25 protein-coding genes are annotated in these 24,251 nt (G+C 64.7%); 15 read left to right on the top strand and 10 right to left on the bottom strand.

Going from position 1 to position 24,251, the window contains the following annotated elements; genetic code table 11:
• Window positions 1-3: 3 nt before the first annotated feature.
• Together LCM4576_RS15155 and LCM4576_RS15150 are read right to left on the bottom strand one after the other, a co-directional pair.
• On the bottom strand, window positions 4-1,041 hold the full coding sequence (locus tag LCM4576_RS15155; RefSeq protein ID WP_071032853.1) for a zinc-binding dehydrogenase: 1,038 nt from the start codon (window positions 1,039-1,041) through the stop codon (window positions 4-6).
• A gap of 5 nt (window positions 1,042-1,046) precedes the next feature.
• Window positions 1,047-2,288, bottom strand: coding sequence for an acyl-CoA dehydrogenase family protein (locus tag LCM4576_RS15150; protein ID WP_071032851.1), 1,242 nt, complete (start codon window positions 2,286-2,288; stop codon window positions 1,047-1,049).
• 132 nt (window positions 2,289-2,420) lie between these two features.
• Between LCM4576_RS15150 and LCM4576_RS15145 the strand changes: the two genes are divergently transcribed.
• The 6 genes from LCM4576_RS15145 (at window position 2,421) to LCM4576_RS15120 (ending at window position 6,851) form a co-directional block, all read left to right on the top strand.
• Complete coding sequence (locus LCM4576_RS15145; protein ID WP_071032850.1) at window positions 2,421-3,236, top strand: SDR family oxidoreductase; 816 nt, start codon at window positions 2,421-2,423, stop codon at window positions 3,234-3,236.
• A 51-nt stretch (window positions 3,237-3,287) separates the two neighbouring features.
• Window positions 3,288-3,767: a MaoC family dehydratase gene (locus LCM4576_RS15140; protein ID WP_071032848.1), complete on the top strand. Its 480-nt coding sequence runs from the start codon at window positions 3,288-3,290 to the stop codon at window positions 3,765-3,767.
• Window positions 3,764-4,801, top strand: a complete 1,038-nt coding sequence (locus LCM4576_RS15135; RefSeq protein WP_071032847.1) for a phosphotransferase — start codon at window positions 3,764-3,766, stop codon at window positions 4,799-4,801. The genes LCM4576_RS15140 and LCM4576_RS15135 overlap by 4 nt, the downstream gene beginning before the upstream one ends.
• An 18-nt stretch (window positions 4,802-4,819) precedes the next feature.
• On the top strand, window positions 4,820-5,596 hold the full coding sequence (locus LCM4576_RS15130) for an SDR family NAD(P)-dependent oxidoreductase (RefSeq protein ID WP_071032845.1): 777 nt from the start codon (window positions 4,820-4,822) through the stop codon (window positions 5,594-5,596).
• Between the two features lie 207 nt (window positions 5,597-5,803).
• Window positions 5,804-6,448, top strand: a complete 645-nt coding sequence (locus tag LCM4576_RS15125; protein ID WP_040990168.1) for a TetR/AcrR family transcriptional regulator — start codon at window positions 5,804-5,806, stop codon at window positions 6,446-6,448.
• A 169-nt stretch (window positions 6,449-6,617) separates the two neighbouring features.
• Entirely contained in the window at window positions 6,618-6,851 is a 234-nt protein-coding gene (locus LCM4576_RS15120) for a DUF680 domain-containing protein (protein WP_071032844.1), read from the top strand.
• Between the two features lie 90 nt (window positions 6,852-6,941).
• On the opposite strand, the gene LCM4576_RS15115 is transcribed toward LCM4576_RS15120, so the two are convergent.
• From LCM4576_RS15115 to LCM4576_RS15095, 5 genes are all read right to left on the bottom strand, one after another.
• Complete coding sequence (locus tag LCM4576_RS15115) at window positions 6,942-7,166, bottom strand: hypothetical protein (protein ID WP_071032842.1); 225 nt, start codon at window positions 7,164-7,166, stop codon at window positions 6,942-6,944.
• Between the two features lie 85 nt (window positions 7,167-7,251).
• Window positions 7,252-7,836: a sarcosine oxidase subunit gamma gene (locus LCM4576_RS15110; protein WP_071032840.1), complete on the bottom strand. Its 585-nt coding sequence runs from the start codon at window positions 7,834-7,836 to the stop codon at window positions 7,252-7,254.
• A complete protein-coding gene (locus tag LCM4576_RS15105) occupies window positions 7,829-10,822 on the bottom strand; it encodes a sarcosine oxidase subunit alpha (protein WP_071032838.1) in 2,994 nt (997 codons plus the stop codon). Before LCM4576_RS15105 ends, LCM4576_RS15110 begins: the two co-directional genes overlap by 8 nt.
• Window positions 10,819-11,115 (bottom strand): sarcosine oxidase subunit delta, encoded by a 297-nt coding sequence (locus LCM4576_RS15100; protein WP_040997306.1) that lies wholly within the window; start codon window positions 11,113-11,115, stop codon window positions 10,819-10,821. Before LCM4576_RS15100 ends, LCM4576_RS15105 begins: the two co-directional genes overlap by 4 nt.
• Before the next feature lie 72 nt (window positions 11,116-11,187).
• Window positions 11,188-12,441 (bottom strand): sarcosine oxidase subunit beta, encoded by a 1,254-nt coding sequence (locus LCM4576_RS15095; protein WP_071032837.1) that lies wholly within the window; start codon window positions 12,439-12,441, stop codon window positions 11,188-11,190.
• A 242-nt stretch (window positions 12,442-12,683) separates the two neighbouring features.
• Between LCM4576_RS15095 and LCM4576_RS15090 the strand changes: the two genes are divergently transcribed.
• From LCM4576_RS15090 to LCM4576_RS15055, 9 genes are all read left to right on the top strand, one after another.
• The gene (locus tag LCM4576_RS15090; protein ID WP_071033154.1) at window positions 12,684-13,442 is read left to right on the top strand and encodes an SDR family oxidoreductase; all 759 of its coding nucleotides are present in this window, start codon (window positions 12,684-12,686) and stop codon (window positions 13,440-13,442) included.
• 108 nt (window positions 13,443-13,550) lie between these two features.
• The gene (locus tag LCM4576_RS15085; protein WP_071032835.1) at window positions 13,551-13,937 is read left to right on the top strand and encodes an SET domain-containing protein; all 387 of its coding nucleotides are present in this window, start codon (window positions 13,551-13,553) and stop codon (window positions 13,935-13,937) included.
• Window positions 13,938-14,116: 179 nt separating this feature from the next.
• Window positions 14,117-14,383, top strand: a complete 267-nt coding sequence (rpsU, locus tag LCM4576_RS15080; protein WP_071033153.1) for a 30S ribosomal protein S21 — start codon at window positions 14,117-14,119, stop codon at window positions 14,381-14,383.
• A 132-nt stretch (window positions 14,384-14,515) separates the two neighbouring features.
• A complete protein-coding gene (locus LCM4576_RS15075; RefSeq protein ID WP_071032833.1) occupies window positions 14,516-15,367 on the top strand; it encodes a tetratricopeptide repeat protein in 852 nt (283 codons plus the stop codon).
• 213 nt (window positions 15,368-15,580) lie between these two features.
• Entirely contained in the window at window positions 15,581-16,057 is a 477-nt protein-coding gene (locus tag LCM4576_RS15070) for a DUF992 domain-containing protein (RefSeq protein WP_071032831.1), read from the top strand.
• 248 nt (window positions 16,058-16,305) lie between these two features.
• Complete coding sequence (locus LCM4576_RS37530; protein ID WP_274534965.1) at window positions 16,306-16,434, top strand: hypothetical protein; 129 nt, start codon at window positions 16,306-16,308, stop codon at window positions 16,432-16,434.
• Between the two features lie 16 nt (window positions 16,435-16,450).
• Window positions 16,451-17,461 carry a hypothetical protein gene (locus LCM4576_RS15065; RefSeq protein WP_131803252.1) on the top strand — a complete coding sequence of 337 codons (1,011 nt, stop codon included), beginning with the start codon at window positions 16,451-16,453 and terminating at the stop codon, window positions 17,459-17,461.
• Between the two features lie 8 nt (window positions 17,462-17,469).
• On the top strand, window positions 17,470-18,474 hold the full coding sequence (locus LCM4576_RS15060) for a hypothetical protein (RefSeq protein ID WP_071032827.1): 1,005 nt from the start codon (window positions 17,470-17,472) through the stop codon (window positions 18,472-18,474).
• A gap of 273 nt (window positions 18,475-18,747) precedes the next feature.
• Window positions 18,748-20,199 (top strand): MFS transporter, encoded by a 1,452-nt coding sequence (locus LCM4576_RS15055; RefSeq protein WP_083361405.1) that lies wholly within the window; start codon window positions 18,748-18,750, stop codon window positions 20,197-20,199.
• A gap of 64 nt (window positions 20,200-20,263) precedes the next feature.
• Here the strand turns inward: LCM4576_RS15055 and coaBC are convergent, their stop codons facing one another.
• From coaBC to ubiE, 3 genes are all read right to left on the bottom strand, one after another.
• Window positions 20,264-21,739: a bifunctional phosphopantothenoylcysteine decarboxylase/phosphopantothenate--cysteine ligase CoaBC gene (coaBC, locus tag LCM4576_RS15050; protein WP_071032824.1), complete on the bottom strand. Its 1,476-nt coding sequence runs from the start codon at window positions 21,737-21,739 to the stop codon at window positions 20,264-20,266.
• A 72-nt stretch (window positions 21,740-21,811) separates the two neighbouring features.
• A complete protein-coding gene (ubiB, locus tag LCM4576_RS15045; protein ID WP_041004851.1) occupies window positions 21,812-23,386 on the bottom strand; it encodes a 2-polyprenylphenol 6-hydroxylase in 1,575 nt (524 codons plus the stop codon).
• A 64-nt stretch (window positions 23,387-23,450) separates the two neighbouring features.
• The gene (ubiE, locus tag LCM4576_RS15040; RefSeq protein WP_071032822.1) at window positions 23,451-24,227 is read right to left on the bottom strand and encodes a bifunctional demethylmenaquinone methyltransferase/2-methoxy-6-polyprenyl-1,4-benzoquinol methylase UbiE; all 777 of its coding nucleotides are present in this window, start codon (window positions 24,225-24,227) and stop codon (window positions 23,451-23,453) included.
• Between the last annotated feature and the right edge of the window lie 24 nt (window positions 24,228-24,251).

Genomic DNA, 24,251 nt, shown 5'->3' with positions numbered 1-24,251 from the left:
TGCCTACGGCCTGATGAACACCTTTCCGTTGGGCTTGGCGAGCTCGGCCGGCAGCCGCGCCATCGCCTCGTCCAGCGGCACGACCGCCGTGACGTCGGTCGACCAGCGTCCGTCGGAAAAGCGCTTCTGCGCCTCCAGCACCGCCGGGCCCAGCCTGTCGCGGAACTGGCGCATCCATTCGGCCAGCCAGAAGCCCTCGATGCGCTTGTGCTGGAAGATCAGTTGGCCGGGTTCGCGGATCACCGTCGGCTCGGCGTCGAGCCGGCCATAGACGATCCAGCGCCCGCGTTTCGRCATGGCGGCGAAGATGGTGGAAGCCAGCGGGCCGGTGACGGCGTCGAGGAAAATGCGCGGCTGCTCGGCCTTCATCGTCTCTCGCAACGCCGCCTCGAAATCCGCCGCCTTCTCGTTGAGCACATGGGCGGCGCCGAGTTCCTTCAGCAGTGGGATCTGCTCGTCGCGACGCAGCGTGACGATCGGCCGGAAGCCTGCTTCCTTCGCCAGCCCGATGATCAGCTTGCAGAGCTGGCTGGCGCCTGCGGTCATGATGAAGGCCTTTTCGCCTTCCTCTCTGACGATGTCGAACATGGCCAAGGCTGTCAGCGGATTGACGATCATCGCAGCAGCATCCTCGTCGCGTACCGTGTCGATGAGCGGGATGCAGGACGCGGCTTCGGCGACGGCATAATCCGCCCATGCGCCCCAGTTCGACACGCCGGTGGCGAAGGCGACGCGCTTGCCCGCAAGGCTTTTTGCATACGGGTCATCGCCCGTGGCGACGACAATGCCGACGCCCTCGAAACCGGCCGGCCGGCCCTTGACCCGCGGCTGGCCGTACTGGCCCTTGATGAAGGCGATGTCGGACGGGTTGATCGAGGCGAGGCTGACCTTGATCAGCGCTTGTGTCGGCCCAGGCGCCGGCACGGCGATGCTGCCGGGCTGGAGATAAGGCTCCATCGCTTCCAGCGCGGCCGCCGAAGGCGTCCTGGTGTAACCGTCGCCGACAAGCAGCAGACCCTGCATTTGCGATGGAAGCGCCATGGCCGTCAGACCTTTTCYTGCGTGTATTTCTTTAGTTCCGTGCGCGCCACCTGGCGCCGGTGCACGGCGTCCGGCCCGTCGGCCAGCCGCAATGTCCTCAAATGCGTCCAGGAGCGGGCGAGCGGCGTGTCCTGGCTGATGCCTTGCGCGCCGAACATCTGCACCGCCTCGTCTGTGACCTTCAGCGCGACGCGGGGAGCCACCACCTTGATCTGGCTGATCCAGGGCGCGGCCGCGCGAGCATCTCCCTGGTCGATCATCCACGCAGCCTTGAGGCACAAGAGCCGCGCCATCTCGRTCTCCATGCGGCATTCGGCGATGATGTCGAAATTCGCGYCGAGCTTTGCCAGCGGCTGGCCGAAGGCCTCGCGCCGCACCGAACGCTGACACAGCATCTCCAGCGCCATCTCCGCCTGGCCTATGGCGCGCATGCAATGATGGATGCGGCCCGGCCCGAGCCGCCCCTGCGCGATCTCGAACCCCCTGCCCTCGCCGAGGATCAGGTTTGCCGCCGGCACCCGGACGTTGTCGAATCTCAGATGCATATGCCCATGCGGCGCGTCGTCATCGCCATAGACCTGCATGGGCCGCAGCTTGGTGATGCCCTTGCTGTCGGAAGGCACCAGGATCATCGAATGCCGGCGATGCTGCGGCTCCCCGTCCGATCCCGTCCTGACCATGACGATATAGATGGCGCAGCGCGGATCGCCCGCTCCGGAAGCCCACCATTTCTCGCCGTTCAGCACATAGTCGTCGCCCTGCCGCTCGCAGCGCATCGAAATGTTGGTGGCGTCCGAAGACGCCACGTCCGGCTCGGTCATCAGATAGGCCGAACGGATTTTCCCCTCGAGCAGCGGCTCCAGCCAATCGCGCTTGTGCGCTTGCGAGCCGTAGCGCTCCAGCACCTCCATGTTTCCGGTGTCGGGCGCCGAGCAGTTGAAGGTTTCGGCGCCGAGATGCGCCTTGCCCATCTCCTCCGCCAGATAGGCGTATTCGACGGTGGAAAGGCCGTAGCCGCGCTCGGAATCGGTGAGCCAGAAGTTCCACAGGCCGCGCTCGCGCGCCGTCTTCTTCAAGCCCTCCAGGATTTCCGTCTGCCTGGCCGTATAGGCCCAGCGGTCGCCCCCCTTGCCGACTTCGGCGAGGAACGCTTCGCCGAGCGGYGCGATCTCGTCGCGCACCATCGCCGCCACACGCTCGTGGATAGRCTTCAGCCGCTCGGTCATTCCGAGATTCATGTCCGCCATCGCTTACGCCTTTCCGAAGATAAATCTTTACCCGTGGCAAGGATGACCGTACTTCGGCTAGCCTTGTCAACGCGAGTCCTTGGGGCGAGTCCCTKGGCAAGTCCCCGGCCGGGCAGGATGCGGAGAAACATGATGAGCTATCTGGACAAGCTGTTCTCGGTCGCCGGCAAGACCGCGCTGGTGACGGGTGCTGCGACCGGCATCGGCCGCATGGTGGCGACCGGGCTGGTGCGCGCCGGCGCTCATGTGATGATCGCCTCGCGCAAGGGCGAGGATTGCGTGAAAGTCGCCAACGAATTGAACGCGCTTGGCGGCTCGGGCCATGCCGAGGGCTTTGCCGGCGACGTGTCCAGCGAAGCGGGCATCGCCGCGCTCGTCGCCGAGGTCAAGGCGCGCGCGGAGCGCCTGCATATCCTGGTCAACAATGCCGGCATTTCCTGGGGCGCGCCGCTGCAGGATTTCCCTTACCACGCCTGGGCCAAGGTGTTCGGCGTCAACGTCACCGCCGTCTTCCACCTGACCAGAGAGCTTTTGCCGCTGCTCGACRCCGCCGCGAGCGACGAGGACCCGGCCCGCGTGATCAATCTCGGCTCGGTGATGGGCACCCAGCCGCTGGCCGACGACGCTTATTCCTATGCTGCTTCGAAAGCGGCGGTGCATCATTTGACGCGTACGCTGGCGATCGAGTTCGCCGCGCGCCGCATCACCGTCAACGCCTTTGCGCCCGGCCCTTTCCAGAGCCGCATGACGGCCTTTGCCACCGCGACCGAGGAGCAGGCGAAACATGTTGGTAACCATGTTCCGCTCGGCCGTATCGGCGTGGCGGATGACATTGCCGGCGCAACGCTTTATTTGTGCAGCCGTGCCGGAAGCTATGTCACCGGCGCCATCCTGCCGATCGACGGCGGCCAGTCGGTGCAGCATGGAATGACTTTGTTCAAGGAGTAGGCGCCCGGTTCGAGGAATCGTTATCCGGGCGGGGGTGCGGAGGACATCAGCGTGGAACCGATCAGTCTCGATACGCTTCTGGCAAGCGTCGRCAAGGAGGTCGGCGTCTCGCCCTGGCGAACGGTCACGCAGCGCATGATCGACCAGTTCGCCGATGCGACCGACGACCACCAGTTCATCCATTGCGATCCGGAGCGCGCCAAGCGCGAGACGCCGTTCGGCGGCACCATCGCGCATGGCTTCCTGTCGCTGTCGCTTTTGTCGGCAATGACCTTCGAGACCATGCCGCCGATCGAAAACACCAAGATGGGTGTCAATCATGGGTTTGATACGCTGCGTTTCCTGGCGCCGGTRAAGACCGGCTCGCGCATCCGCACTCGCTTCGTGCTGGCGGACGTCAAGGTGCGGCCGTCCGGCTGGGTGCAGACGGCGCATGACGTGACCATCGAGATCGAGGGTTCGAAGAAGCCGGCCCTGACGGCGCGCTGGCTGACCTTGACGCTGATCGAGCGCCAGCCCGAGAACGCATGAGCGGCGAGGCCGGTGCCATAGACCAGGCGGCGCTTGCGCCCTATCTCGAGGCGCATATTCCGGGCTTTGYCGGCTTGTCCGCGATTGAAAAATTCAAGTCCGGCCAGTCCAATCCGACCTATCTTCTGACTGCCGCCAGCGGCCGTTATGTGCTGCGCGCCAAGCCTCCAGGACAATTGCTGAAATCCGCGCATCAGGTCGACCGGGAATTCCGGGTCATGCGGGCGCTTGCCGGCACGGCGGTGCCGGTGCCGCGCATGCTGCATCTGTCAGGCGAAGACTCCCCGATCGGCCGCATGTTCTACGTCATGGAATATGTCGATGGCCGCATCTTCTGGGATCCGTCGCTGCCGGATCTTTCCGGCAATGAAGAGCGCGCCGCGATCTACGACGCGATGAATGCGACGCTTGCCGCCATGCACGACGTCGATGTCGACGCCGTCGGCCTTGGCGATTTCGGCAAGCCCGGCAGCTATTTCGAACGCCAACTTAYGCGTTGGGCCGGCCAGTACCGGGCCTCCGAAACCGAAACCATAGCCGATATCGACAGGCTGATCGCGTGGCTCGAAACGCATATGCCGGCCGATGACGGCCGCGTTTCGCTTGTCCATGGCGACTACCGGCTGGACAACATGATGTTCGCGCCGGGCGCGCCAAAAGTCATCGCGGTGCTCGACTGGGAATTGTCGACGCTCGGCCACCCCTTCGCCGACCTCGCCTATCAATGCATGCAGTGGCGCCTGCCGCATGCGTCGGGTTTTCGCGGCCTCGGCGGTGTCGATCGCGCGGCCGCCGGCCTGCCTTCCGAGGAGGCCTATGTCACCGATTACTGCCGCAGGCGCGGCATCGAGGCGATCGGCAACTGGACCTTCTTCCTGGCGTTCTCCTTCTTCCGGCTGGCGGCGATCTGCCAGGGCGTTTACCGCCGCGCCCTGGACGGCAACGCCTCCAATCCGGAAAAGGCGAGGACCTACGGCCAAGCGGTGAAGCTGCTTGCCGCGCTTGCGGTCGAACTGATCGACGAGAACAGCTGAAAGCGGGAGAGCTGGGCGATGGGCCGTTTCGATGGGATGACGGTGCTGATCACCGGCGCGACCGGTGGCCTCGGCAGCGGCGCGGCAAAGGCCTTCGCCGCCGAGGGCGCGCGGCTGGTGCTCTCCGATCTGGATGAGGCTGCGCTCGGTGGCTTCGCCGCAACACTCGACGCCGAGACGGCTCACCTTGCCGGCAATATCGCCGACGAAAACCTCTCCGAGGGTCTGGTGAAGCTTGCCGTGCAAAAGTTCGGCCGGCTCGACATCGCCGTCAACAATGCCGGCATCGTGCACAGCTTCGTGCGCCTGCCGCAGGTGGCATCGGACGAGGCGCGCCGCGTGGTCGAGGTCGACCTGCTCGGGGTCTTCTATGCCATGAAGCACCAGATTCCTCAGTTGGAGCGGCAATTCAAGGAAAGCGGCAAGGGCGGTGTCATCGTCAACATCGCCTCGGTCGCCGGCCTCTCCGGCGCGCCGAAGCTGTCGGTCTATGCAGCTGCCAAGCACGGCGTCGTCGGGCTGACGCGCTCGGCCGCCGTGGAATATGCCAGCAAGGGAATACGCATCAACGCGGTCTGCCCGGCCCACACCCGCACGGCAATGGTCGATGGCTTCGTGCGTGTCACGGGGGCGCCCGAAGCCGAAGCGCTTGCCGAGCTCACGCGCGGGGTGCCGATGAAGCGTGTCGGCGAGGTCGACGAGATCATCACCGGCATCCTTTTCCGTGCCGACCCTGACAACTCGTTCATGACCGGCCACACGCTGGCGCTCGATGGCGGCATTGGCGCCATTTGAGCGTGCCGGGGGGGACGGCTACAGCAATTCCAGGAAAAGTGTGATCGGTTTCCCGTTCGGAATTGCGTGAAAACAAAGAGATAGAGCGTCCGCAATCGTGTTAACCGAAGAGTTTGAGCGAACGTTGCGGAACCGGAACGCTCTCTTGTCCGTTCCCGTACAGCGTATATAATTTCGTCAGGCAACCAACCACAAAGGCAGCGGACATTGACGCTGAGCGTTCAGAAACGCCGCGAAAAACAGAAGGCGGAGCTTCGCTCGGAACTCGTCGCGGCGGCTCACAAGCTGGTGCAGGAAGAGGGCTATGAGGGCCTCACCATCCGTAAGCTCGCCAAGCGGGTCGGCTATGCGCCGATGTCGGTTTATTCCTATTTCGCCGACAAGCAGGACATCCTCTTCGCGCTCGCCGAGGACGCCTTCGAGACGCTCGCCCGCCGCATCGAGGAGCACTCCGCCGACGATCCGATCGAAGCGCTGCAGGCCGTGATGACCGAGTACGCGGCTTTCGGGCTCGGCAATCCCAACGAATACCGCACCGTCTTCATGACCGAGAAGACCAGGCTGCCCGAGGGGCGCAGCTATGAGGACATGGAAGAGGGCAACCCGGCCATGAAGGTGCTGATCAAACGCGTCGAGGCCTGCGTCGCCGCCGGCAGGCTCAAGGGCGATCCGCGCGCCATCGCGACCATGCTGTGGACCGTCGGCCATGGCACGATTTCGCTTCTGATCACCTTTCCGTTCTATCCTTTCGGCGACCCCGAGGCTTACGTGAAGCGCATGTGCAACTTCATGATGGCCTCGCTGTCGGAGCAGGACATCCCGCCGCTCACCGAAACCCCGATCGACTGCTGATCCTCACAGCTGTTTTTTGCGCCGCCAGCGGCTTGATTCGCCGTGGCGCGTTCTTACGTTCAAGAAAAGTTGTCGTACACGTACAGATTCCGTCTTGAATTCCGGTTCCAGTCCCCGTATGTGTACGTTGTATCGTACATGTACGAAAAAAGATGACTGGAGACGGAAAATGAAGAAGACCATCCTCGCCCTCGCCGCCGTGCTGGCTTTCTCGGGCACCGCTTTTGCCGGTGCGAACCAGCCGGCCAAGCATGCCCCGGCCGCCTGCGTTCAGACCAACACCAATGTGGTTCTCGATTGCAYCGCGACCGGTTCGGTCGAAAAGGCAGACACCGCCAAGACCCAGACCAAGAGCCCGCGCCTCGGCATCGACGTCAGCCCGTGGTTCGTGCCCGGCCTGTAAGAGTAGACCACCAGCAGAAGCGACGACAACGGGCGGCACTTGGCCGCCCTTTTCGTTTCGCCTGAAGTCCGATTGCCTTCTGCGACGGCGCTACTTCTTGCGCGGCTTCATTCCAGCCACGGCCTTGGCCTTGCCGGGCTTTGCCGGCCCTCCGGGGATGGAAGTGCTGGTAATCGATACCGGATCGCTGGCCGGAAACGTGTCCTCGAGGCCTTCCTCGAGTTCTTCTTCGTCGACCTCGCGATGCCTTTCGTGCTCCAGCGAACGGACTGCCGCTGTCTTCTTGGCTGACTTCGGCGCGGATTTGGACGGCATCGRCAATCTCCCTCGCGAGCTGCGGAAACGGCCAGGGCCGACGATGGTTCCTGCCGCGCTGCTTCCCGACAGCGCAGTGTGGAGATCARTTCGCCGCGTCGCCTGCCGCTTCCGACAGCAAAGTAAAGACATAGTCCGAGAAGGAACGCCAGCATTCCACACGGAACGCGTCGGCCGCTGTGCGCAGCAGCACGATCTCGGATTTGCCGAGGATGGTGCGCGAGGCGGCACCCACCGGGAAAGCCTCGAGCGACAGGTCCTGCGGACAGCCCGAATTGACCGTCGCCGCGCCGCCAGCTCCAGTGACCGAAATCCCGACATTGCGGTGCGAGATGCCGACCGCCGAATGCAGCGCCGTCACCTTGGCGCAATCGGCGAGCGGATCCTTGCCGGTCTCGTCGATGACGAGCCATTCGTCCGGCCMGAGCCACAGCGCCGTACGCCCGTCCTTGGTCGCCGAGGTCTTCGGCTTTGTCGGCAGCGCAAGGCCGAGCGCCTTGGAAAGCGCGGCAAGCGAAGCCTGCGGCGCGCGCAGCGAGATGCGTTCGGCCGGCGGCAGCATCTCCACCTTCACGCCCGGCGCCGACAGCGTGCGGCCGGCAAGTGCTGGACGCCGCTCGACCGAAGCGGAAGCGGCGGCGGCTTTTGTCTTGGCGGCGGCCTTAGCCATTGAGGCGTTCTCCCTTCTCGTCGACGAACACCATGCCGGTGACTTCCACCTCGATCGTGCCGTTCGGCATCGGCACATAGAGCGTCTGGCCCATGCGGTCGCGGCCGCCGGCGACCAGCGCCAGCGCGATCGAACGGCCGCAATTCTCCGACCAGTAGCTGGAGGTGACGTGACCGATCATCTTCATCGGGATCGGCTGCTTCGGATCGGCGACGATCTGCGCGCCCTCTTCCAGCACGACCTTCGGGTCCTTGGTTTTCAGGCCGACAAGCTGCTTGCGGCCTTTGGCCACCAAGTCCGGCCGGGTCAGTCCCCGGATACCGACGAAGTCGGTCTTCTTCTTGCCGACCGCCCAGTCGAGCCCGGCATCGTTCGGCGTCACCGTGCCGTCGGTGTCCTGGCCGACGATGATATAGCCCTTTTCGGCGCGCAGCACGTGCATCGTCTCGGTGCCGTAGGCAGTCGCGCCATGCTTCTGGCCTTCGGCCCACAGCGCTTCCCACACCGCCTCGCCATAGTCGGCCGGCACGTTGACTTCGAAACCGCGCTCCCCGGTGAAGGACATGCGGAACAGCCTCGTCGGCACGCCGCAAATCTTGCCCTCGCGCACCGACATGTGCGGCATGGCCTCGTCCGACATGTCGATGCCTTCGACCAGCGGCGCGATGATATCCCGCGACTTCGGCCCCTGCACCGCGATCACCGCCCATTGTTCGGTGATCGAGGTCAGCCAGACATTGAGATGCGGGAACTCGGTCTGGAGGTAATCCTCCATGTGGTTCATGACGCGCGGCGCGCCGCCCGTCGTCGTCGTCACGTGGAAGCGGTCCGGCGCCAGCCGGCCGACGACGCCATCGTCATAGATGAAGCCGTCCTCGCGCAGCATGATGCCGTAGCGGCAACGCCCCGACTCCAGCTTCTCCCAAGGGTTGGTGTAGAGCAGTTCCATGAATTTCGCCGCGTCCGGCCCGACCACCTCGATCTTGCCGAGCGTCGAGGCGTBGAACAGGCCGCCGACCTTGCGCACCGTCACGCATTCGCGGTTGACGGCGGCATGCATGTCCTCGCCCGCCTTGGGGAAATACCAGGCGCGCTTCCAGTGGCCGACATCCTCGAACACCGCACCTTGGCGTGCCGCCCAGCCATGCGTCGCCGTGCGCCGGGTCGGATCGAACAGCGCGCCGCGCGCATGACCGACGATCGAGCCAAAGGTCACCGGCGTATAGGGCGCGCGGAACGTGGTGAGGCCGACCTGGGGGATCGGCTTGCCCAGCTCCTCGGCGGCGATCGCCAGGCCATGCATGTTGGACGTCTTGCCCTGGTCGGTCGCCATGCCGTTGGTGGTGAAGCGCTTGACGTGCTCGATCGAGTGCATGCCTTCATGCACCGCCTGGCGGATATCCTTGGCGGTGACGTCGTTCTGGAAATCGACGAAGGCCTTGACTGTCGTGCCCGGCCCGGCGCCGGGCCCAGCACCCAGCATGCCGCGCGACCAGCTCTCGCCGGCGTCGACCTTCGGCTTGGCGCCCTTGCCAACCTTGCCGCCGGCCTCCTTCGCCGCCTTTGCGCCGGCCGCATAAGCCTCGTCGACCGTCGCATCGAGCCCGTCGGTGCCGTTGCAGGCGCCGACCGAGACGCAATCCTGCGCATAGGCGCCGGGCACGAAGCGCCTGGTCTCGTCGTTGAAGGCGACCTTGCCGCGCGACTGCGAGAACAGATGCACCGACGGCGTCCAGCCGGCCGACATCAGGATCGCGTCTACGGGAATAGTGCGCCCGCCGCCGCCATTCTTCGGCTGCACGGTCATCGACGACACGCGCAATTTGCCGCCGGCGCTCACCACCGCGCGGCCGAAATTGATCTCGATGCCGAGCGCCCTCGCCTCGTCGATCACGGCCCCCGAAGGGTTGTCGCGCAGATCGACGATGGCGGCGATATTGACGCCGGCCTTCTTGAGGTCGATCGCGGCGGCATAGGCGGAATCATTGGCCGTATAGACGCCGACATTCCTGCCGACGGCCACGCCGTAGTGGTTGAGGTAGGTGCGCGCCGCCGAAGCCAGCATCACGCCTGGACGGTCGTTGTTGGCGAAGACCATGTGGCGCTCGATGGCGCCGGTTGCGATGACGACACGGACGGCGCGGACCTGCCACAAGCGTTCGCGCGCCAGCTCCCGGCCAGGGTTCTTGAGATGGTCGCTGACCCGCTCGACCAGGCCGACGAAATTCTGTGCGTAGTAGCCAAAAGCGGTCGTGCGGGAGAGCACGCGGACATTGTCCATCGCCTTGAGCCTGGCGATCGCCGCTTGAGCCCATGCGTAGCCGTCCTGTCCGTCGATCCTGGCGCCGCTCTCGAAGCGCAGGCTGCCGCCGAATTCGGCCTGCTCGTCGGCGATGATTACCCGCACGCCTGTTTCGGCGGCGGCAAGGGCGGCGGCGATGCCGGCGGCGCCGCCGCCGAGCACCAGCACCTCGCAATGCGCGTAGCGGGAGGCATAGTGGTCCGGGTCCGGCTTCTCGGGCGAAACGCCGAGGCCGGCGGCGGCGCGGATCTTTGGCTCGTAAAGATCCTTCCAGGCCCATTTCGGCCACATGAAGGTCTTGTAGTAGAAGCCGGCCGAGAACATCGGCGAGGCGATATCGTTGATGGCGCCGACGTCGAAAGCGAGCGACGGCCAGCGGTTCTGCGAATTGGCCGTCAGCCCGTCATAGAGCTCCTGCACGGTGGCGCGAACATTGGGCGTCTTGCGCGCATCGTCGCGCACGATCTGCACCAGCGCGTTGGGCTCCTCCGCCCCGGCCGACAGGAAGCCGCGCGGCCGGTGGTACTTGAAGGAACGGCCGRCGAGATGCACGCCGTTGGCAARCAGCGCCGAKGCAAGCGTATCGCCCGCGATGCCGGTGTAGGGCTTGTCGTCGAAGCTGAACGCAGCGGTCTTCGCCTGGCTGAGGCGACCGGCGCCGGAGATAYGGAACGCGGCGTTCATTTCGAGGCTCCAGGCAGCTTCGCGGGCTTCGGCTCGCCGGCCTTGTAGGTCATGACGAACTTGTCGGTGACGGTGTCGCGCACCGCATTGAAGAAGCGCGCGCAGCCATGGATGTGGCGCCAGCGCTCATAGATGACGCCCTTGGGGTTCGCGCGGATGAAGAAGAATTTCTCGAAATCGTCGTCGCTCTCGGCGGCAATGTTGGTCGGGCGCGCGATATGCGCCTCGCCGGCATTGCGGAATTCGAGTTCCGGGCGCTCTTCCTCGCAATAGGGGCAGCGGATGAGAAGCATCTGGGTGATCCTAAAACTTGCCGTGACCGGCGCACGCGCCGGCCGGGTGAAAGCAAATCGGCTGAGCCGTCATCAATGCGCCACCGCCGCCGCGGCGGCCTCGTCGATGAGACGCCCCGTGYGGAAGCGCTCCAGCGTGAAGGGCGCGTTGATCGGGTGCGGCTCGTCCTTCGCGATCGTGTGCGCGAAGACATTGCCCGAGCCTGGCGTCGCCTTGAAACCGCCCGTGCCCCAGCCGCAATTGACGTAGAGTCCCTTGACCGGCGTCTTCGCCAAGATCGGCGAGCGGTCGGGGGTCACGTCKACGATGCCGCCCCAGGAGCGCAGCATCTTCATGCGCGTGAAGATCGGGAACATCTCGCAAATGGCGTCGAGCGTGTGCTGCAATATGTGCAGGCCGCCGGTCTGCGAATAGGAGACATACTGGTCGGTGCCGGCGCCGATGACCAGCTCGCCCTTGTCCGACTGCGAGATATAGGCGTGCACGGTGTTCGACATCACCACGCAAGGCACCACCGGCTTGATCGGCTCCGACACCAGCGCCTGCAGCGGATAGCTTTCGAGCGGCATGCGAACACCGGCCATGTTCATGATGACCGACGAGTGGCCGGCCGCGACCACGCCGACCTTCTTGGCGCCGATGAAGCCGCGCGTCGTCTCGACGCCGCTGACCGCGCCATTGGCCGCCCGCTTGATGCCGGTGACCTCGCAATTCTGGATGATGTGCACGCCCCGCGCCGAGGCGCCGCGCGCATAGCCCCAGGCCACCGCGTCATGGCGTGCCGTGCCGCCGCGCCGCTGCAAGGCCGCGCCCATCACCGGATAACGCGCATCCTTGGAGATGTTGAGCGGCGGGCAGAATTCTTTCGCCTCTTCCGGCGTCAGCCATTCATTGTCGATGCCGTTGAGGCGGTTGGCATGGATATGGCGCTTGAAGACCTGCACGTCGTGCACATTGTGCGCCAGCATCATGACGCCGCGCGCCGAATACATGACGTTGTAGTTGAGCTCCTGGGAAAGCCCATCCCACAGCTTCAGCGCATGGTCGTAGATGCCGGCGCTTTCGTCATAGAGGTAGTTGGAGCGGATGATGGTGGTGTTGCGGCCGGTGTTGCCGCCGCCGAGCCAGCCCTTCTCCAGCACCGCGATGTTGGTGATGCCGTGCTCGCTCGCCAGGTAGTAGGCCGTCRCCAGGCCGTGACCGCCGGCGCCGACGATGATGACGTCGTATTCCTTCTTCGGCTCGGGCGAAGTCCACTGCTCTTCCCAGCCCTTGTGGCCGCGCATCGCCTCGCGGGCGATGGCGAATACCGAGTATTTCTTCACGTTAAGCCTCGCGCCAAAATCGCGGATGTCGTTCGGGCCTCTCCCGTCACGCGAGGTCTATCACTAGCGAAACCGCGATGTCATCCTTGCGCTGTTTGCGACGGCGCTTGCCGCTTTGCGCCAGCGTCATGCAATGTCCGCGCGACGGTGGCAAGGCAGCTTTCGGGTGGCTGCATCCATGCACATTTGCGACCCAAGCATCCAACCGCCGGCAGCCCGGCACAAAGGAAGGATGCAAGAACATGCTCACCCTGACAAACAAGGTCGCCATCGTTACCGGCGCAAGTTCCGGCATCGGCCGCGCCACTGCCAGGCTGTTCGCCGAGCAAGGCGCAAGCCTGGTCGTCGCCGCCCGGCGTCAGGCCGAGCTCGACGCGCTCGTCGGCGAGATCGAGGATGCCGGCGGCGCAGCGGCCGCGCTTGCCGGCGACGTAAGGAACGAAACCTATGYGAAGGCCTTGGTGGAACTCGCCATTGCGCGTTTTGGCGGCCTCGACATCGCCTTCAACAATGCCGGCGCCGTCGGCGCGATGGGGCCGGTGCCCGACATGGCGCCGGCGACCTGGCATGAGACAATGGACACCAACCTGACCAGCGCCTATCTCGCCGCCAGGCACCAGATCCCGGCAATGCTGGAGCGCGGCGGCGGTTCGCTGATCTTCACCTCGAGCTTTGTCGGCTACACCGCCGGCATGCCGGGCATGGCGGCCTATGCCGCGGCCAAAGCCGGCCTGATCGGGCTGACGCAGGTGCTGGCCGCCGAATACGGCCCAAGAGGTTTGCGCGTCAACGCGTTGCTGCCCGGCGGCACCGACACGCCCGGCGCGACCACGACCACGCCCGAGGCGCGCGCCTTCGTCGAAGGCATCCATGCCTTGAAGCGCATGGCGCAGCCGCAAGAGATCGCCTGCTCGGCGCTTTATCTGGCCTCCGACGCATCGAGCTTCACCACCGGCACGGCCTTGTTTGCCGATGGYGGCGTCTCGATCAACCGGACGTGATCCGGCCAGCAAGCTGGAAACGTGCTCATCCGCTGAAATGTCGCGGCGCGGCCTTGCATTTCGGCGCGAATTGACGATTTCGTTTCCCGTCAGAATGGACGGGGAACGATGCTGCTGATCAGAACCTATGTAGCCCAGAGCGCCATCGAAGGCGTCGGCGTCTTCGCCGCCGAGYCGATCCGCCGAGGCGCTTCGATCTGGCGGCTCGACCCGGATTTCGACCGGCTGATCCCGATGGACAAATACGAGGCCGCGCCGCCGCATCTGCGCGAGTTGCTCGACCGCTACGCCTATCCGAGCCCGGACAAGCCCGGCTTCATGGTCTATGAGGTCGACAATGGCCGTTTCATGAACCATTCGGAACGACCGAATACGGATTTCTCTCAATATGGCGGCRCCACCGCCATTCGCGACATCGCCGCCGGCGAGGAAATCACCTGCGATTATGGCGAGTTTTTCGAGGACTTTGCGCGCCTCCATCTGACGACCGCATAGGGCGAACAAACGTTGGCGTGCAGCGCTCGGGTTTTTGATCGCTGTTTCGCGCAATCAGAGGTGGACATCCCAGCCTGATTCTGCTATCAGCCGCCACAATTCGCGGTGCAGCTCGCCGCGGAGGCATCCCGGCTATGGCCGATTGCCTAACGATTTCAAACCCGAAGACAGGATTGCCCGTGCAGGTACTCGTCCGCGACAACRACGTTGATCAGGCGCTTCGCGCGCTGAAGAAGAAGATGCAGCGCGAAGGTATTTTCCGCGAAATGAAGATGCGCGGTCACTACGAGAAGCCGTCCGAGAAGCGTGCCCGCGAGAAGGCCGAGGCCGTGCGCCGCGCCCGCAAGCTGGCCCGTAAGCGCGCCCAGCGCGAAGGYCTGCTGCCGATGACCCCGCGCCCGGCTCCGGCTGGTGCTGCCGGCGCATCGCRCTCGCCGCGCTCATAACGCCAATTTTTCGTCCTTTTCGAAGGATACCGAGGGTGGCGCGATGCGAAATCGCCGCCACCTTTTTGTTTATAGATTCGAGCCGGTTCGGAGAGGGAACGGACTGACGGCGCCGCGGCAGTGAGGACAAAGATGAACGCTATTACCGTAGAGCGCGGAACCGCTTTTCGCGGCTTCGCCCTGACGGCGGCCCTGTTTTCGGGTCTGGTGCTTGCAGCATGCCAGACAAGCCCGACAGGTGAGTTCAACTCGATCGACAAGGCGCAGGGGTCGAGCGAGAACATCTCCTCGCTTTCGGCCGTCATCCAGCGCAATCCGCAGGATCCCGAGGGCTATAATGTGCGCGGCTCGGCCTATGGCCGCGGCGGCCAGTACCAGGCGGCGCTCAAGGACTTCAACMAGGCCATCCAGCTCAATCCGAACTTCTACCAGGCCTATTCGAACCGCGCGCTGATCCAGCGCTTCCTCGGCAATCAGCAAGCGGCTCTGGCCGACTACAACCGCGCGATCCAGATCAATGCCAACTACGACGCCGCCTATATCGGCCGCGGCAATCTCTACCGCAAGGCGGGCCGCACCCAGGATGCCTTCAACGACTTCCAGAAGGCGATCCAGCTCGACACCACCGACGCCCGCGCCTACCACAATCGCGGCCTGATCTATCAGAGCCAGGGCCAGCACAAATTCGCCATCGAGGATTTCTCGACCGCGATCTCGCTGGCGCCGGACGCCGCCGAGCCCTACAACGGCCGCGGCCTCTCCTACCTGGCGACGGGCGACGAGGACAACGCCTTCTCCGACTTCAACATGGCCATCAAGCTCGACGGCAAGAATGCCGAGGCCTGGGCCAACCAGGCGCTGATCTACGAGCGGCGCGGCGACAAGGGACGGGCGGCCAAGTCCTATCGCGAGGCGGTCCACCTCGATCCCAACTACCAGCCGGCCAAGGACGGCCTTTCGCGCACCGGTGGCAACGCCAGCTGATCGGAAGCTGACGCCGCCGGAAGGGGTGTATCGCACGACGCCCGGTCACCGCCGGCGGCCGCCGTGTTGCGCCGCGGCGACGCCGATAGCGATCCGTTAATCGCCCAGGGCAACGCGTTAACCTTCGCCATGTTCGCGCCAAGTTTTCGGCGGAACGCTCGACACACCTCGATCGTTAAGCCGGGGCCAAATTTTCGCGAAAGGACCTTTCCAATGATCAAATCCCTTGCCTGTGCCGCTGCCGCGCTTGCCGCCACGGTCCTCGCTTCTCCGGTCAGCGCCGGCACGCTGCGCCTTGGCACGCTCGATTGCACCATCGATGGCGGCATCGGCTACGTCATCACCTCCAACAAGGGTGTGTCGTGCACCTTCCGTCCCTATCATCACGGTCCGGCGGAACAGTACACCGGCATGATCTCCAAGCTCGGCGTCGACCTTGGCCAGACGCATCAGGGCCAGCTCGTCTGGGCAGTGCTTGCCGGCACGCGTCATCATGAGGCGGGCGACCTCGCCGGCAGCTACTACGGCGTCAACGCCGAGGCTTCCGTGGTGACCGGCGGCGGCGCCAATCTCCTGGTCGGCGGYCTCGACGGCGCCTTCATGCTGGAGCCGCTCAGCGTCCAGGCGCAGACCGGCGTCAACCTGGCCGTCGCGGTGGCCTCGCTGGATCTCGTCCACTCCTACAAATAGCGGCCGCAGAACCACGGCACTCCGCGGGGCCGCGCCTTCTACGAAGGCGCGGCCTTCGCATATTATGCAGCCATCGATCGCGGTCGGAAGCACGAGCGCCGCCAGAATATCGATTGCGTGTGGCGGCTTTGCTTATCTTGTGTTATCAAGCTGAGGTGTTGGTGGCAATCGCCGGCAGAGGGGCAGCCGCCCAACAGATGCAAAGACATCGTTGACTGCAATTCTTGTTGCAGGTCCGGGAGGCTGTGATGGATTTCATCGAGCGGTTATTCGGATTTTCGCCTGACGGCGGCTCAGGATCTTTCGAACTTCTTTTGATCCTTGCACCGTTCCTGGTCGCTGCGGTCTGGTTCTATATGCGTCGGCAACGACGCTGACGGCCCGAGACAGGCCGTGAGCCCGGTCCCCAAAATATTGGAATTCCTGAGGGCGATCGTCGACGCCTTCAAGGAGTGGCCAGACAATCTGCGCCGGATAGCCGGGCAGATTTGCGCGCGCGTCAGGTTGATTTGCGAAAGAGCCAAGCTCCCTAGCCGGCTCGACCGGAGCGGGCCGCAACGCTGCGTCAAGATCAGCGACCCCGCTTACAAGCGGCCGGACCCTTTGATCTACGCTCAGTACTATCTGATGGGCCAGGGCCTGGCTGTCACCTGGGACAATCCGGATATCGAGATCAAGCGCGGTGGCGCCACCGTCCCGCCGCATATGCTGGAGCCGGACACCGAATATGAGGTGGTCGCGCGCATCTGGAACAACTCGACCGAGGCGCCGGTCGTCGATCTGCCGGTGAAGTTCTCCTATCTGAGTTTCGGCATCGGGACCACCTCGACCTGGATAGACGAGGCAAAGACCGATCTCGGAGTCAAAGGCGGCGCAAATCATCCGGCCTTCGCTTCGGTCAAATGGCGCACGCCGGCCGACCCCGGCCATTACTGCATTCAGGTGCTGCTCGATTGGCTGGACGACGTGAACCCCAACAACAACCTCGGGCAGGACAACACCACCGTCGGCGTCGCCCATTCCCCGGCAAAGTTCGAATTCCGTCTGCGCAACGGCGAACGGGAGAGGGCCGAGTTTCGGCTTGAAGCCGACGCCTATGCATTGCCTGAATTGCCGATCTGCGGCGAGCGGCCCCGTCCGAGGYCATCCCGCCGGCCGCTGCGCACCTTTCCCGGCACCATCGCGGCAGTGCCTGCCGGCCATACCCGTCAGGCACATCCCATTCCCTCCGGCTGGCTTGTCACCTTCGACCCGGCGCAAGCCGCCCTCGGTCCCGGAGAAGAAATTTCCGTCGCCGTCAATATCGAGCCACCGGCCGGCTTCACCGGCCGCAAGGCGATCAACGTCCACGCCTTCTCGGCGCGCGGACTTRCCGGCGGCGTGACGCTTTATGTCGAACGGTAGGAACCGCCATGGCTTACCGGCACTACACGAAATGCATTTCGGTCGGAAATCATATCGGTAAGCAATATGCGCAGGTGATCATTGCCGCTGCCGTGGTTGCGCTGCCGCTGATCCTGGTCGGCGTCGTTGCCGGGCCGGYGGTCCTGCTGGTCGCCCTCGCGGCCATCCTCGCATACTGCCGCTGGTGGCTTTACGATCGGCTGGTCTGCCTTGGCGGCGACGAATGTGCGGTTGGCTGGCTGCTCAAGATCGATCCRCCACAGGAGAAGTCCGGTCTCGATCGCTTCGATACCGACTACAGTCTCAATCTGGTCCCGGGAAACGTCTTCGAATTCACGCCGCAGRCCGAGGCCGAGAAGATCCAGCCGTTCGGACGCCTGCTCGCCAACACCCCTACCATCAAGAATGCGGGCCTCGATTGGCAGGGACTGGAGGCACGTCAGTGGGCCAATGACGACCCTACCGCGGTGCTTCACTGCGAATTCGAAGGCGCCGGCGTCTACGATCTGATGATCGCCTGCCTTGCCGCGATCCCCGTGGCCACCGCAGCCGCGGTGGCTTGYGCCATTCCCTTCTTCGGATGGATCRCATGCGCGATCCTGACGGTCATCGCGGCCGCAATCGTCATAGTCGGCGGCATCGTCGGCATTCTCGACACGGCCAATCCAACCGATGTCGACGAGAATCTCGGCGACCTTCACGTMAATGATCCGACGCGGCGCGGCGCCGACATCCTGTTCGTCAAGGGGACGTGGGTCTATGATTCCGCCCATGAAGGCTGGAATGAGATCCACCCGATCAAGCACTGTCAGAAGATCGGCACATGGAACGGCAGCTGGAACGAATCTTCGGTTCCGGACGGCAGCTCCGACCGCTGGTGCGAGGCCGTGGATTCAGCTGGCTCGCCGTTGACCGTCGCAGCCCAACAGGATCCGGAAAACCAGTGGACCATCCATCCCGTCATCGACGGTTGCCGTCGTCTATCCGAACCCGAGCCGGACCCTGTTCACTGATTTCCCGGACATATCCCGCGTGCCTTCACCTTCCGGTGGTGCGGCAAGCTGACTGGCCGACCGCGACAGGCCAGGCCCTTCTGCCGCAATCCTTCCGTGAGCGTGAAAAAGCCTCTTGAGCCCAACCGCGCTTGAGGTTTTACAAGCTCCGCCGAACTGGATCCAAAGCATGATCCCGAAGATGGAAACCGGTTTTCGGAGGAGATCATGCTCGACCCGATAGAGCCTCGTTCGCAACGCGGATGAGGTGCGCAAAGCAGGCAGGAGATCGGCGTGACGGCAGYAAGCGGCAACAAAGTGACCGGCAAAAGGGTGGATTGGCGGGCGCTGTGGGCAAGCGGCGACCTGGCGCGCTTCTGCTTCGTCAGCCTCGGCATCCTGCTGCATGCCACCAACGAGACGATGGTGGCGACGGTGATGCCGGCCATGGTCGGCGATCTCGCGGGCGTGCAACTGGTCGGCTGGTCGTTGGCGATCTACGAGCTTGGCGCGATCGTCGCCGGTGCCGCGGCCGGACGGCTGGTCAGCTATGTCGCCCTGCGCTCCAACATGATGGTCGCCGCGCTGCTCTACGCGATCGGCGCGCTGATCTGCGCCACGGCGCCTTCCATGCCGTTGTTCCTCATCGGACGCCTGGTCGAAGGGCTTGGCGGCGGCGCGCTCGTATCGCTGGCCTTCGTCTCGGTCGAGCGCCTGTTTCCACGTAACATCTGGCCGCAGCTCTTCGGCATCATGTCCGCGATCTGGGGCGTCGCCGCCTTCAGCGGCCCGATGCTCGGCGCCCTCATGACCGAGTTCCTGTCGTGGCGCTGGGCCTTCGGCATCTTCACCTTCGGCGGCGCGGCGATGGCGCTGGCAAGCTTCATTGTGCTCGACACGCCTGAGGCAAGGAAGCCACAGGCGGGCAGCGGCAAGGCGCCACCCTTCCCCTATCCGGCGCTCGCCTGCCTCGCCCTCAGCGTCGTGCTGATCGCCGGCGCCGGTATCGACATCGCCCTGTTGCGCTCGTCCCTGCTCCTCCTGCTCGGCCTGATCGGCCTGGCGCTGTTCTTCCGCATCGATGCGCTCAGGCCGCAATCCCGGCTCTTTCCGTCGCCTCTGTTTTCATGGCGCTCGCCGCTTGGCAGCGGCATGACCATGGTTGCGGCATTCTCTGTGGCGACCTGCACCTTCACCATTTACGGGCCGCTGCTTCTCACCACGCTGCACGGCATTCCGATCCTGACCACCGGCTACATCATCGCTGCCGAATCGATCGCCTGGTCGATCCTGTCGATCCTCATCGCCAATGCGCCGCTGGAGCGCGAGAGGCTGATCATCGTCGTCGGCGCGCTGATGATCGCCTCCGGCCTCGCCGGCTTCGCCTACACCATCCCGGCAGGCTCGATCCCGCTGATCCTGCTCTGCGCCCTGCTGCAGGGCGGCGGCTTCGGCGTTTGCTGGCCCTTTCTCACGCGCGTCATCGTCGCTTCGGCGCGCGACGGCGAGCAGACGATCGCCTCGGCCGCCGTGCCGACCATGCAGCGCATCGGCTACGCGGTGGGCGCAGCGCTTGCCGGCATCGTCGCCAATGCCAGCGGCTTCTCGGAGGGCCTGAACCGTGAAGCGGCTGCCGGCGTCGCCGGCTGGCTGTTCCTCGCCTTCGTGCCTCTGGCTGTCCTGGGATGCATCGCCGCGCTGAGCATCGCGCTGCCGACGCTGCGGCCTCAGCAAGCGCCCGGCTAGAGCAATTCCAGGAAAAGTGTGAGCGGTTCTCCGTCCGGAATTGCGTCGAAACAAAGGGTCTAGACTAAACGACGACGGTCTGTCGCAGCCGCTCTGCGATCAGCGCGGCGAGCCGCACCGCCACCTCGTCCTTGCCCATTTCCGGCCATTCCTCGACGCCGGTTCTGGAGACGATGCGCACCTTGTTGCGGTCGCCGCCCATCACGCCGGACGGGCCGATGCCGCTTTCATGCGAAACGTCGTTGGCGACGATGAAGTCGGCGCCCTTTTTCTTGAGCTTGGCCTCGGCATTGGCGATGAGGTCCTGCGTCTCGGYGGCGAAGCCGACGACGAGGCCAGGCCGCTGCGCATGATGGCCGATGCCTGCCAGGATGTCGGGATTTTCGACCATCTGCAGCGAAGGCGGCCTCTCGCCCGCCACCTTCTTGATCTTCTCACCGGCGGCGTTCGCCGTGCGCCAGTCGGCGACGGCGGCGACGAACACGGCGGCATCCGCCGGCAACAGGCTCTCGACCGCCTGCTTCATCTGAGCGGCCGTTTCGACATGGGTGGTCGCGACACCGGCCGGATCGGCGATGGTGACCGGACCGGAAACCAGCCGCACATCGGCGCCGAGCTTGGCAAGAGCGGCCGCGATCGCATGGCCCTGCTTGCCCGACGAGCGGTTGGCGATGTAGCGCACCGGATCGATCGGCTCATGCGTCGRCCCGGAGGTGACGATGATCCTGCGGCCGGCAAGCGGCTTCGGCTTCTCGTCGAGCATGGCCTCGATCGCGGYGGCGATCTCCAGCGGCTCGGCCATGCGGCCCTCGCCCGCTTCGTTGCTCTCGGCCATCTCGCCCTTGGCGGGACCGACAAAGGCGATGCCGTCCTTCTGCAAGATCGCCCGGTTGCGGCGCGTTGCCGGATGCGCCCACATTTTCGGGTTCATGGCCGGCGCCATCAGCACCTTCTTGTCGGTGGCCAGAAGCACCGTCGAGGCAAGATCGTTGGCATGGCCGTTGGCGAGCTTGGCCATCAGGTCGGCTGTGGCCGGCGCGACGACCAGCAGATCGGCCTCGCGCGACAGCCTGATGTGGCCGACATCGTGCTCGTCATTGCGGTCGAACAGCTCGGTGAAGACATGGTCGGCTGAAAGCGCGCCGACCGACAGCGTGGTGACGAATTGCTGCGCGGCCGACGTCATCACCACCCGTACCGACGCGCTGCGCTCGCGCAGCCGCCGGATCAGGTCGAGCGCCTTGTAGGCGGYGATGCCGCCGCCGATGACGAGCAGGATGCGCTTGCCGGAGAGAGAACCTCGCGAAACTGATTTGGCGGATGCGGYGACGACCGGCGCTGCCTGCTCCTTCGAACCCGTCAGCGCACGCAGCTTTTCCTCGATCTGGCCGATGCGCTCGGCCTGCCCTGCCCGACCTTCGACCGCGGCGCGTATCATCGCCCGCGCCTGCTCCTCCATCGAACGGCCATTCTCGGCCGCCAGCTGCCGGAGCAGGTCCTTGACCTCGTCATCCAGATTGCGGATCGTGATGCTGGCCATGTGATTGCACTCGCTTCAAGTAACGCTTGCAATGATAGCAATGCAATCAATCGGCGACAAGCCGCATGGCGGTCAAAGCAACTTCCACGCGATATAGATCAGCGTCAGCGCGATCACCCAGAGCGCTACGCGGCCGGAACGGGTGTGGCGCGCTTCCGCCCTGCCTATGGCGCGCGCGGTCGCCTCGTCGAAGCGCAGGCCGTTCTCCGCCATCAGGTCGATCTCGCGTGACAGCCGCTCGGTGCGGGCCACGAGATCCGGCGCCTGCCTTGCCAGCGACACAAGGGCCCTGCCCGCGTCGCGCGCATCGGCGAGCATGCCGCGCGGGCCAAGATTGCCGGCGATCCAGTCGCTGACCACGGGCTCGGACGTCTTCCACATGTTGAAGGCTGGATCGAGCGTGCGCGCGACGCCTTCCACCACCACCATGGTCTTTTGCAGAAGCACCAGCTCGGTCCGCGTCGCCATATCGAACAGCTCGGTGACTTCGAACAACAGCGTCAGCAACTTCGCCATCGAGATGGTCTCGGCCGACTGGCCGTGGATCGGCTCGCCAATGGCGCGGATCGCCTGCGCGAAGGCAGAGACATTGTGCTGGCGCGGCACATAGCCTGCCTCGAAATGCACCTCRGCGACGCGCTGATAATCGCGCACGATGAAGCCGTAAAGGATCTCGGCGAGGAAGCGCCGTTCCTTCTTGCCGAGCCGGCCGGCAATGCCGAGATCGACGGCGACGATGGTGCCGTCCGCCTCGACGAACAGGTTCCCCGGATGCATGTCGGCATGGAAGAAGCCGTCGCGCAGCGTGTGCCGCAGGAACGACTGGATGAGATTGGCGGCGATCGCCTTGAGGTCATGCCCGGCGGCGGCGAGGCCAGCGATGTCGTTCATCTTGACGCCGTCGATCCACTCCATGGTGAGCACGTCGCGGCCGGTCCGCTCCCAGTCGACCACKGGCACGCGAAAACCCGTATCGTCCTTGGTGTTCTCGCCGAGCTCGGAAAGCGCCGCCGCCTCGAGCCTCAGATCCATCTCGATTCTGGTGGTCTGCGCCAGCGTCTGGGTCACCTCGACCGGGCGCAGGCGGCGTGACGAGGGGATATATTTCTCCTGCAGGTGGGCAGCGAGGAAATAGCTTTCGAGATCCTGGAAGAAGCGGCGCCGCACGCCGGGCCGGATAACCTTCACCGCCACCCGCGAAGCGACACCCTCGCGCACGACTTCGGCGCTGTGCACCTGCGCGATCGAGGCCGCCGCAACCGGTTCGCCGAAGCTGGCATAGAGGTCGTCGATCCTGCGCCCGAGCGAGGCTTCGATCGCATGGATCGCCTCCGCCTTCGGGAACGTATGCATCTTGTCCTGCAAGAGCGCGAGGTCGAGCGCCATGTCGTTGCCGACGACGTCGGGCCGCGTTGCCAGGAACTGGCCGAGCTTGACGTAGGAGGGGCCAAGCCGCACCACTGCCCGCGCCAGCCTGTCGCCGCGCTGGTAGCTCAGCGCCCGGCGGCGGGTGAAAAGCCGCGCCACCCGCCAGCCGAATTTCGGCATGCCGGAGAGCTCTTCGCCTGGCAACGCCGCGACGACGCCCTCGCGGACCAGCACCCAGCCGGCCCGGGCGAGTCTGAAGGCGGCAGCGACGCTGCTCATAGCCCAACCTGCGTCAAGGAGAGCTGCTTCAAAGGGGCCTGCTTCTGCTGCAAAGGGCCGCGCCTCAAAGCTTCCAGCCGGAATGAAGGGCGGCGATGCCGCCAGAATAGTTGCGGAAGGTGAYGCGGTCGAAGCCGGCGCGGGCGATCATCGCCGCGAAATTCTGCTGGTTGGGGAACTTACGGATGGATTCGACCAGATAGGAATAGGGCTCGCCGTCGCCGGTCACCGCCTTGCCGATCCTGGGGATCGCGTTGAACGACCAGGCTTCATAGGCCTTGTCGAGCAGCGGCATCTCGACCTCGGAGAACTCCAGGCACAGAAACCGTCCGCCGCGCTTCAGCACGCGATAGGCTTCGGCAAGCGCGACTTCGATGCGCGGCACGTTACGGATGCCGAACGCGATCGTATAAGCGTCGAAAGTGTCGTCCTCGAACGGCAATTCCTCCGCATTGRCTTCGACAAAGTCCGTGTTTGCGGCCAGRCCCTGCTTCTCGGCCCGGTCGCGGCCGACCGCCAGCATGGAGCCGTTGATGTCGAGCACCGTGGCATGGGCCTGGCGCTGGCTGGCCTCGACGATGCGGAAGGCGATATCGCCGGTGCCGCCGGCCACGTCGAGCACCTTCCAGCCCGGCCGCTTCGGCGGGTTCAGCCAGGCGACCATCGCGTCCTTCCACAGTCGATGCAACCCGGCCGACATCAGATCGTTCATCAGGTCGTATCGATTGGCCACCTTATGGAAGACGTCGTTGACCAGGGGCTGCTTCTCGCCTGCCCCGACCTTCCTGAAACCATAGGAGGTTTCCATGCCGCCCGCGGCCGTGGTTCTCTCAACTGACATTATTTTGATCCGTCATAAAACCGG

The sequence above is a fragment of the Mesorhizobium sp. LCM 4576 genome, from assembly GCF_001854815.1.
Lineage (GTDB): Bacteria > Pseudomonadota > Alphaproteobacteria > Rhizobiales > Rhizobiaceae > Mesorhizobium > Mesorhizobium plurifarium.
Note: the sequence above shows the minus strand (reverse complement) of the source record. Positions and strands in the feature narration are given on the sequence as shown.